A 10,899-nucleotide genomic window follows, 5' to 3' on the forward strand; every position below is an offset into this window, starting at 1 on the left:
GGGTCCGCCGGTGGTCCCGCTGCCGCCCGACCTCAGATCCCCAGCTCTTTCTCGATCAGGTCGAACATCTCGTCGTCCGTCGCCCCGAGGATGTCCTCGTCCGAGGAGACGTCCGTGTCGGTGGACGCACCGCTCGCGTCCGCCCCCCGGAACTCCTCCAGCAGGTGTTCGAGACGGCTCGTGATCTTGCCCTTCTGCCCGCCCCGCCGGACGATCCCGGTCAGCAGCGACCTGAGCCGGTCGAGTTCGTTCAGCACCGGCTCGTAGTCGATCTCCTGCTCGGCGATCCGGTCCCGGAGGTACCGGGCGAGCTCCACGGGCGTGGGGTAGTCGAAGACGATCGCCGCGGGCAGCCGCAGCCCGAGGGCGCCCGTGATCCGGTTGCGGAACTCCAGCGCGGTCAGCGAGTCGAAGCCGAGCTGGCGGAAGTAGCGGCCGGCCTCGATGGACTCGGCGCCGGGCCGGTTGAGCACCAGGGCCGCCTGGCTCAGAACCAGCTTCAGGACCGCGTCCTCCAACTGCTCGGGCGGGAGCGCGGCCAGCTGGTTCAGCAGGTTCCTCCCGGCCTCCGGACCGGAGCCCCCCGCCGTACGCCGGCCGGGACGGACGAGTCCGGCCAGCAGGTCGGGCAGCACGCTCCCGGGGCGCCGCAGGGTGGTGAGGTCCAGCTTCGCCGCCACCAGCAGCGCATCGGCGGCCCGGGCGGACGCGTCGAGCAGGGCGAGCCCCTCGGCAGCGGGCAGCGGCTTCAGACCCTGCCGGGCCATCCGTCGGCGGTCGGCCTCGACCAGCTCGCCCGCCATCCCCTGCTCCCAGGGCCCCCACGCCAACGACACTGCGGGCAGGCCGAGATGACGACGGTGGGCGGCCAGGGCGTCCAGGAAGGTGTTGCCCGCCGCGTAGTTGGCCTGCCCCGGGGTGCCCCAGACACCGGCCACCGACGAGAACAGCGTGAAGGTGTCCAGCTCCAGGTGGCGGGTCAGCTCGTGCAGGTGCCAGGCGGCATCCACCTTCGGCCGCACCACCTGCTCGACCCGCTCGGCGGTGAGCGACCCGATGAGGCCGTCGTCCAGCACACCCGCGGTGTGGACCACCCCGGCGAGCGGCACGCCGTCCAGGACACCCGCCAGCTGCCCGCGGTCGGCCGCATCGCACGCCACAACCCGCACAGCCGTCCCCGCACCCGCCAACTCGGCGGCCAGGGCGGGCAATCCGGCCGCGGCCGCGCCACGGCGCGAGAGCAGCAGCAGCCGCTCCGCCTGCCCGGTCGCCGCCAGGTGCCGGGCGACCAGGCCGCCCAGCGCCCCCGAGGCCCCGGTCACCAGGACCTCGCCCGGGCGGGCGGCGGCCGGAGCCCCGCCGTCGTCCGGGCCGGCGGCGGCCGGAGCCCAGCCGTCGTCCGGGCCGGCCGCACGCGCCAACCTCGGCACCCGCACGACCCCGTCGCGGACCGCGAACTCGCGCTCCTCCAGAGCCGTACCGGACACGACCAGGGGCCCGGCGCCGGCCAGCGCCTCCACATCCGCCAGCACGACCCGCTCCGGGTGCTCACCGGCCGCGGCACGCACCAGCCCGACGACGCCCGCGCTCTCCAACCGCACGTCCGCGCCGCCGCCGGCGTCCACACCGCGCTCGGTCACCACGACCAGGCGCGAACCGTCGAGTGCGGCCGCGGACAGGCAGTCGCGGACCGCGCCCAGCATCCTCAGCACGGCGGCCCGGGCGGCCGCCGGGACGTCCGCGTCGTTCCCGCCGTCGGTGGTGGCAATGGCGGTGGGGACGCAGCAGACCAGCACGGTCTCGGGTACCGCGGCACCCGCCTCCACCGCCGCGACCAGCGCCGGCACGTCCGCGTACGCCACGGCACCGGGCACGGCCAGTCCGCCGTCGTCACCGAGCACCGCCCACGGACGAGCCGTTCCCCCGGCCGCCTGCTGCGCCTCGACCGGCACCCAGTCCACCCGGAAGAGCCCGTCACGGACCACCCCCGCGGCCCGGTCCAGAGCGCCCTCGGCCAGCGGTCCGAACACCACCGACCCCACCGAGGCGACCGCCCGGCCGCCCTCGTCGGCCAGGGCCACCGACAGGCCCTCGCCCGAGGCCGACGGCGCCACCCGCACGCGCGCCACCAGCGCGCCCGACGCGTGCACCGTCACGTCGCTCCACGCGAACGGCAGCCTCAGGCCGGCGCCGTCGGCCTCGCCCTCGCCTTGGGTGCCGGGGCCCGCCGGGTGCAGGGCCGCGTCCAGCAGGACGGGGTGCACCCCGAACCCGGACACCTCCGTCCCCGCGGCCAGCGCCACCTCCGCGAACACCTCGTCCCCGTGCCGCCACGCCGTCCGCACCGCACGGAACGCCGGCCCGTACGCCTGCCCGACGACCGCCAGCCGCTCGTACAGCCCGTCCACGTCGACCGGCTCGGCCCCCGTCGGCGGCCACTGCACCGCCCACGTCTCCGTGCTCGCGTCGGCGCCACCGTCCGTGTCCTCCGGGGCCAGGGTGCCGGACGCATGCCGCACCCACTCCCCCTCGGCCGCCCGGGCGAACAGCGCGACCTCTCGCAGCCCCGCGGGGTCGGCCTCCCCCACGGCCACCTGGATCCGCACCGCTCCGCGCTCGGGCAGCACCACCGGCAACTCGACGGTCAGTTCCTCGACCCGGCCGCAGCCCGCCTCGTCACCGGCTCGCACCACGATGTCGACCAGCGCCGAGGCGGGAACCACCGCCCTACCGGTCACCTGCGACTGGGCCAGCCACGGCTGTGCGGACAGCGACAGCTGACCGGTCAGAACGACACCACCGGTGGCCGGCAGCTCGACGGCCGCGCCCAGGAGCGGGTGGGTGGGTGTGCCGAGACCGAGGTCCTCGGCGCGGGTGCCGGCGGTGACGCTCAGCCAGTAGCGCTGCCGTTGGAAGGCATAGGTCGGGAGGTCGATCCGCTGGGCGCCGGTGTCCGCGTAGAGGGCTGCCCAGTCGACGGGCACGCCGCGGACGTAGGCCTTGGCGAGTGCGGTCAGCAGGGCGCGGTGCTCGTCACGGCCCCGCCGCAGCAGGGGGAGCCAGAGCTCGTCGGCTTCCTCGGTGTCGGTGCCGGTGCGGGTCTGAGGGCCCATGCCGGCGAGGACGCCGTCGGGGCCGATCTCGATGAACGTCCGCACGCCGGCGGCGCGCAGGGCGTTCGCCGCGTCGCAGAAGCGGACGGCCTCGCGGACGTGCTTCACCCAGTAGGCGGGCTCGGTGACCTCGTCGGTGACCGACTGTCCGGTGAGGGCGGAGACCATCGCCAGCTTCGGCGTCCCGTACTCGACGGCGCCGACGACGCGGGCGAAGTCCTCCAGCATCGGCTCCATCAACGGCGAGTGGAACGCGTGCGAGACCTGGAGACGCCTGGTCCGCGCACCGCCCTTCGCCAACTCATCGGCAGCCGCGATGACTTCGTCCTCGATGCCGGAGATCACCACGGCGCGCGGGCCGTTCACCGCCGCGACACCGACACCCGCACGGCCGGCGATCACCGCGAGGACCTGCTCCTCGCCCGCCTCGACCGCCACCATCGCACCGCCCGCCGGCAGCGCCTGCATCAGGCGGCCGCGTGCGGCCACCACCGCACACGCGTCCGTCAACGACCACACGCCGGCGACGTGCGCGGCCGCCAGCTCACCGATCGAATGACCGGCCACCACCTGCGGCCGCACACCCCACGACTCCAGGAGCCGGAACAGTGCGACCTCGACCGCGAACAGCGCGGGCTGCGCCCAGCCGGTCTCATCGATCCGGCCCGCGTTCTCCTCGCCGCGGATCACCGAAGCGAGCGAACCGTCCACGTGCCCGGCAAACCCGGCACACACCTCGTCGAAGGCCTCGGCGAACACCGGGAACGCCGCATACAGGCCCTGCCCCATCCCGAGACGCTGCGCACCCTGGCCCGTGAACACGAACCCGACCCGGCCCACACCACCCACAGCACCGGACACCACACCCGGAACCTCGACACCCGCAGCCAACGCCGCCAGGCCTGCGGCGAGTTCATCGGCATCCGCACCGAGCACCACCGCGCGCTGCTCCAACGCCGCACGCGACACCGCCAACGACAAGCCCACATCGACAGCGTCGGCACCCTCCCGGACCACCTCCGCCAACCGCTCCGCCTGCCCCGCAAGACCAGCCACCGAACGCCCGGAGACCACCCACGGCACCACCGGCAGTGCCCGACCGCCGTCCGCAGCCGGCTCGGCAGCCTCCTCGGCAGGAGCCTGCTCGATGATCACGTGCGCATTCGTACCGGAGAACCCGAACGACGACACACCCGCACGACGCGGATGCCCGGCATCCGGCCACGGCTGCGCCTCCGTCACCAGCCGAACAGCCCCGGCCTCCCAATCCACATGCGAGGACGGCGCATCCACATGCAGCGTCGCCGGAACAACACCGCGCTGCATCGCGGTCACCATCTTGATGACACCCGCGACACCCGCAGCAGCCTGCGCATGCCCGATGTTCGACTTCACCGACCCCAGCAACAGCGGCCGATCGGCAGGGCGGTCCTGGCCGTACGTCGCCAGCAGCGCCTGCGCCTCGATCGGGTCGCCGAGCCTCGTCCCGGTTCCGTGGCCCTCGACCACGTCCACATCACCCGCGGACAGGCCCGAGTTGGCCAAGGCAGCACGGATCACCCGCTGCTGCGACGGACCGTTCGGCGCCGTCAGACCGTTCGACGCACCGTCCTGGTTGACCGCCGAACCGGTCACCACCGCAAGCACCTTGTGCCCATTGCGCAGGGCGTCGGACATGCGCTCCAGGACCAGGACGCCGACACCCTCGCCCCAGCCCGTCCCGTCCGCGGACTCCCCATACGCCTTGCAACGACCGTCCGCCGCCAGCCCGCCCTGCTTCGTGAAGTCGATGAACGTCCCCGGCGTCGCCATCACCGTCACACCACCCGCCAACGCCAACGAGCTCTCACCCGAACGCAGCGACTGGCACGCCAAGTGCAACGCCACCAGCGACGACGAACACGCCGTGTCCACCGTCACCGCCGGACCCTCCAACCCCAGCGCGTACGCCACCCGACCCGACGCCACCGACCCCGTGCCACCCGTTCCGAGGTAGCCCTCGACCTCCTCCGGCACGAAGTGCGAGGGCAGGTAGTCGTGGTAGAAGAGCCCCGAGAACACACCGGTCGCGCTGCCCCGCAGCCCCGTCGGATCGATCCCCGCACCCTCCAACGCCTCCCACGACGTCTCCAGCAGCAACCGCTGCTGCGGATCCATCGCCACCGCCTCACGCGGACTGATCCCGAAGAACTCCGCGTCGAACTCCCCCGCGTCGTAAAGGAATCCACCCTCCCGCGAGACGCTCTTGCCTACTGCCTCCGGGGCCGGGTCGTAGACGTCCGTCGCCCAGCCGCGGTCGGACGGGAACTCGCCGATGGCGTCCGATCCCGAACTGAGCAGCTCCCAGAACTCGCTGGGGGACGACACCCCGCCCGGGAACCGGCACGCCATCCCGACGATCACCAGGCGGTCGTCGTCCAGCGGTGCACGGCCCGGCGCCGGGACCACGGCACTCGCCGATGCGGCAGGGCCCGCACCGACCAGCTCGGCCAGCACGAAGTCGGCCAGGGCCGCCGGGCTCGGGTAGTCAAAGACGGCGGTGGCGGGCAGGCGCAGGCCAGTAGCGTCGTTCAGCCGGTTGCGCAGTTCGACGGCGGTCAGGGACTCGAACCCGACGTCACGGAAGGACCGCTCCGCGTCCAGGCTGCCCGGCCCGGCCATGCCCAGCACCAGGGCGGCCTGCGACAGGACCAACTCCCGTACAGCGTCGAGTCGTTCCGCCGCACCCAGCGTCGCCAGCCGTGCGGCCAGCGCGTTCAGGCCGTCGGCGGTGGGCCGGCCGACCGTACGACGGGTGTTCGCCCCCGCCCTGGTCGCGCGGACCAGGCCGGACAGGAGCGCCGGGACCTCACCGGAACGCCGCAGGGCACCCAGGTCCAACTCCGCTGCCACGAGCAGCGCTTCGGACCGGCCGACCGCCCCGTCCAGCACCGCCAGGCCCCGCGCGTCGGACAGCGGACGCAGACCCTGCCGCGCCATCCGGCGACGGTCCGCCTCCGACAGACCGCCCGCCATCCCGCTCTCCCAGGGCCCCCACGCCAACGACACGGCGGGCAGGCCGAGATGACGACGGTGAGCGGCCAGGGCGTCCAGGAAGCTGTTGCCCGCCGCGTAGTTGGCCTGACCGGCATTGCCGATCACACCCGCGATCGAGGAGAACAGGACGAAGGTGTCCAGGCCCATGCCCTGGGTGAGCTCGTGCAGGTTCCAGGCGGCGTCGGCCTTCGGCCGCATCACCGCTTCCAGCCGCTCGGCCGTCATCGAAGCGAGGACCCCGTCATCGAGGACACCCGCCACATGGACAACCCCGGTGAGCGCCACGCCCTCCAGGACGCCAGCCAGCTCGGCACGGTCGGCGACATCGCACGCCGCCACCGCAACCTCAACACCCAAGCCCTTCAACTCGGCCACCAGCTCCGGCATCCCGGCGGCATCGATGCCACGACGCGAGACCAGCAGCAGACGCTCCGCCCGCCCCGTCGCCGCCAAGTGCCGGGCCACCAGGCCGCCCAGCGCACCCGACGCTCCGGTCAGCAGCACAGTGCCCGCGCGGTCCCCGGTACCCACCGGGACCTCGGGCGCCGACAGCACCCGCACCAGGCGCGGCACCCGCACCAGACCGGCCCGCACCGCGAACTGCGACTCACCGGAGCCGACACCCGCCCGCAACCACTCCACCACACCGGAGGCAGCGAGATCGTCCACGTCGGCCAGCAGGACCCGCCCGGGGTTCTCCGCCTGAACGGCGCGGACCAGGCCCCAGACCGGAGCCGCCGTAACGTCCACCAGTGCTCCGGGGCCGGCGTCCACCGCCTGCTCGGTCACCACCACCAGCCGCGACGCCGACAACGCGTCCGCGGCAAAGAACTCCTGCACCAGCTCCAGCACACCGACCGCGACAGCACGCGCCGAACCCGGGACATCCTCGGCGCCCGATTCGGGCACCACCCGCACCACCACGACCTCAGGAGCAGCCCCACCGGCGACCACGGCCGCCAGCAACTGCGCCAGGTCGGCGTGCGCCTCGACGCCCGGCAGCCCCTCCCCGAGCACGGCCCAACGCTCGCCCGACTCAACGGAGTTCACCGTCGGAGCCGGAACCCACTCCACCCCGAACATCGACTCCCGCGCGGAACCCGCGCCGCCCGCCAAGTCCTCGGCCGAGGCAGCCCTCAGCACCAACGACTCCACGGACGCCACCGGTTCGCCCGCAGTGTCGGCGAGCGTCACCGAGACGCCCTCGCCCGAGGCCGACGGCGCCACCCGGACCCGCACGGCCAGCGCGCCCGAAGCGTGCACCGTCACGACGTTCCACGCGAACGGCAGCGTCAGGCCGTCCCCGTCGGCGCCGAGGCCCGCCACGTGCAGGGAGGCGTCCAGCAGGGCCGGGTGCAGGCCGAATCCGACCGCGCTCACGCCGTCCGGCAGTGCGACCTCGGCGAACAGCTCCTCGCCGCGCCGCCAGGCCGCACGGATCCCCTGGAACGCGGGACCGTAGACAAGACCACGCCCGGCGAGTGCCGGGTAGAACCCGTCCAGGTCGACGGCGGTCGCGTCGGCCGGGGGCCACTCGGTCAGAACGGCGTCGGGAGCGGAATCGGCAGCGGTCAGCGAACCGCTCGCGTGCCGGGTCCACTCCTCCCCCGGCGCGGCATCCTCGGCCTGGGCGTACACGGCCACCGCACGACAACCGGCCCCGTCGGCCTCGTCCACCGTCACCTGCACCCGCACGCCACCCCGGGCCGGGAGCACCAGCGGCGACTCGATCAGCAGTTCCTCGACCCGGCCGCAGCCCACCTCGTCACCGGCCCGCACCGCCATCTCCACCAGCGCGGCACCCGGAACCACCACCTGCCCCGCGACCGCATGATCGGCCAGCCACGGCTGTGCGGACAGCGACAACCGCCCGGTCAACACCACACCGCCACTCGCCGGCAAGGCCACCGCGGCGCCCAGCAGCGGGTGACGTGCCGGAGACTGACCCAACCCGGTCGCGTTCACTCCGTGCGAACCGGCCGGCAGCCAGTAGCGCTGCCGCTGGAAGGCATACGTCGGGAGATCGACCTGCTGGGCGCCGGTGTCCGTGTAGAGGGCTGCCCAGTCGACGGGCAGGCCACGGACATACGCCTTCGCGAGAGCGGTCAGCAGGGCGCGGGGCTCGTCCCGGCCCCGCCGCAGCAGGGGGAGCCAGAGCTCGTCGGCCGACTCGGTGTCGGTGTCGGTGCCGGTGCGGGTCTGGGGGCCCATACCGGCGAGGACGCCGTCGGGGCCGATCTCGATGAACGTCCGCACGCCAGCCGCGCGAAGGGCGTTCGCCGCGTCGCAGAAGCGGACGGCCTCTCGGACGTGCTTCACCCAGTAGGCGGGGTCGGTGACCTCGTCGGTGACCGGCTGCCCGGTGAGGGCGGAGACCATCGCCAGCTTCGGCGTCCCGTACGAGACGGCGCCGACGACGCGGGCGAAGTCCTCCAGCATCGGCTCCATCAACGGCGAGTGGAACGCGTGCGAGACCTGGAGACGCCTGGTCCGCGCCCCACCCTTCGCCAACTCCTCTGCAGCCGCGAGGACTTCAGCCTCGGCACCGGAGATCACCACAGCGCGCGGGCCGTTGACCGCCGCGATGCCGACGCCCGCACGGCCGGCGATCACCGCGAGGACCTGCTCCTCACCGGCCTCGACCGCCACCATCGCACCACCGCTCGGCAGCGCCTGCATCAGACGGCCACGCGCGGCCACCACCGCACACGCGTCCGCCAACGACCACACACCGGCGACGTGCGCGGCCGCCAGCTCACCGATCGAGTGCCCGGCCACCACCTGCGGCCGCACACCCCACGACTCCAGCAGCCGGAACAGTGCGACCTCGACCGCGAACAACGCGGGCTGCGCCCAGCCTGTTTCATCGATCCGGCCCGCGTTCTCCTCGCCGCGGATCACCGCAGCGAGCGAACCGTCCACATGCCCGGCAAACCCGGCACACACCTCGTCGAAGGCCTCGGCGAACACCGGGAACGCCGCATACAGCCCCTGGCCCATCCCGAGGCGCTGCGCGCCCTGGCCCGTAAACACGAAGCCGACCCGGCCCACACCACCCACAGCCCCGGACACCACACCCGGAACCTCAACACCCTCAGCCAACGCCCCCAGGCCCGCAGCGAGTTCGTCAGCGTCGGATCCGAGCACCACCGCGCGCTGCTCCAACGCCGCACGCGACACCGCCAACGACCAGCCGATACCGGCAAGGTCCACATCCCGGCTGCCCTGCCCCACGAAGGCCGCCAGCCGTTCCGCCTGACCCGCAAGACCCACCACGGAACGCCCGGAGACCACCCACGGCATCACCGGCAGGACCACGCCGACAGCACGAGGCTCGGCGGTCTCCTCGGCAGGAGCCTGCTCGATGATCACGTGCGCATTGGTACCGGAGAACCCGAACGACGACACACCCGCACGCCGCGGACGATCACCCGTCTCCGGCCAGGGCACGGCCGACGTGGCCAGCCGCACCGCGCCCGACTCCCAGTCGATGCGCGACGAGGGTTCGTCCGCGTGCAGCGTCGCCGGCACAGTGCCGTGCCGCATCGCGGTCACCATCTTGATGACACCCGCGACACCGGCAGCGGCCTGCGCATGCCCGATGTTCGACTTCACCGACCCCAGCAGCAGCGGCCGATCCGCCGACCGCCCCTGGCCGTACGTCGCGAGCAGAGCCTGCGCCTCGATCGGGTCGCCGAGCCGGGTACCCGTGCCGTGACCCTCGACCACGTCGACGCCGTCCGCACCCACCCCGGCGCTGGCCAGCGCCGACCGGATCACCCGCTGCTGCGACGGACCGTTCGGCGCCGTCAGGCCGTTGGACGCACCGTCCTGGTTGACCGCCGAACCGGTTACCACCGCAAGCACCTTGTGCCCATTGCGCTGGGCATCCGAGAGCCGCTCCAGGACCAGGACGCCGACGCCCTCGCCCCAGCCCGTCCCGTCCGCGGACTCCCCATACGCCTTGCAACGACCGTCCGCCGCCAGCCCGCCCTGCTTGGTGAAGTCGATGAACGTCCCAGGCGTCGACATCACCGTCACGCCACCCGCCAGCGCCAGCGAGCTCTCGCCCGAGCGCAGCGACTGGCACGCCAGGTGCAGCGCCACCAGCGAGGACGAACACGCGGTGTCGACGGTGACGGCGGGGCCCTCCAGCCCCAGCGCGTACGCCACCCGACCCGACGCCACCGACCCCATGCCGCCCGTGCCGAGGTACCCTTCGACCTCCTCCGGCACCGGGTGGAACGGCAGGTAGTCATGGTAGAAGAGCCCCGCGAACACACCCGTCGCACTGCCCCGCAGCCCCGTCGGATCGATCCCCGCGCCCTCCAACGCCTCCCACGACGTCTCCAGCAGCAACCGCTGCTGCGGATCCATCGCCACGGCCTCACGCGGACTGATCCCGAAGAACTCCGCGTCGAACTCCCCCGCGTCGTACAGGAATCCACCCTCACCCGAGACGCTCTTGCCGGGCGCCTCAGGATCCGGATCCACCACATCCTCCGGCCAGCCCCGGTCCGTCGGGAAGACGCCGATCGCGTCCCTGCCGCCCGCGACCAGCTCCCAGAGCTCCTCCGGCGACGACACCCCACCCGGGAACCGGCACGCCATCCCGACGATGGCCACAGGCTCCTGCTGCCGGCCCTCTACTTCGCGCAGGCGCTCGCGCGTCTGGGCGAGGTCGGTGGTGACCCGCTTGAGGTAGTCACGGAGCTTCTCTTCGTTCGCCATCCGAATGGACGCCTTCCTC

1 protein-coding gene is annotated in these 10,899 nt (G+C 73.3%); it reads right to left on the minus strand.

Annotated features, from left to right (window positions below; translation table 11 throughout):
• Positions 1–32 precede the first annotated feature (32 nt).
• Entirely contained in the window at positions 33–10,880 is a 10,848-nt protein-coding gene (locus ACFVXG_RS22000) for an SDR family NAD(P)-dependent oxidoreductase (RefSeq protein ID WP_387929877.1), read from the minus strand.
• Positions 10,881–10,899: the final 19 nt, after the last annotated feature.

This window comes from Kitasatospora sp. NPDC058162, from assembly GCF_042884005.1.
In the GTDB taxonomy this organism is placed as follows: domain Bacteria; phylum Actinomycetota; class Actinomycetes; order Streptomycetales; family Streptomycetaceae; genus Kitasatospora.

Coding starts and splice junctions, on each gene's coding strand:
- ACFVXG_RS22000 (WP_387929877.1), bottom strand. CDS start 10,880: ATGGCGAACGAAGAGAAGCTCCGTGACTACCTCAAGCGGGTCACCACC.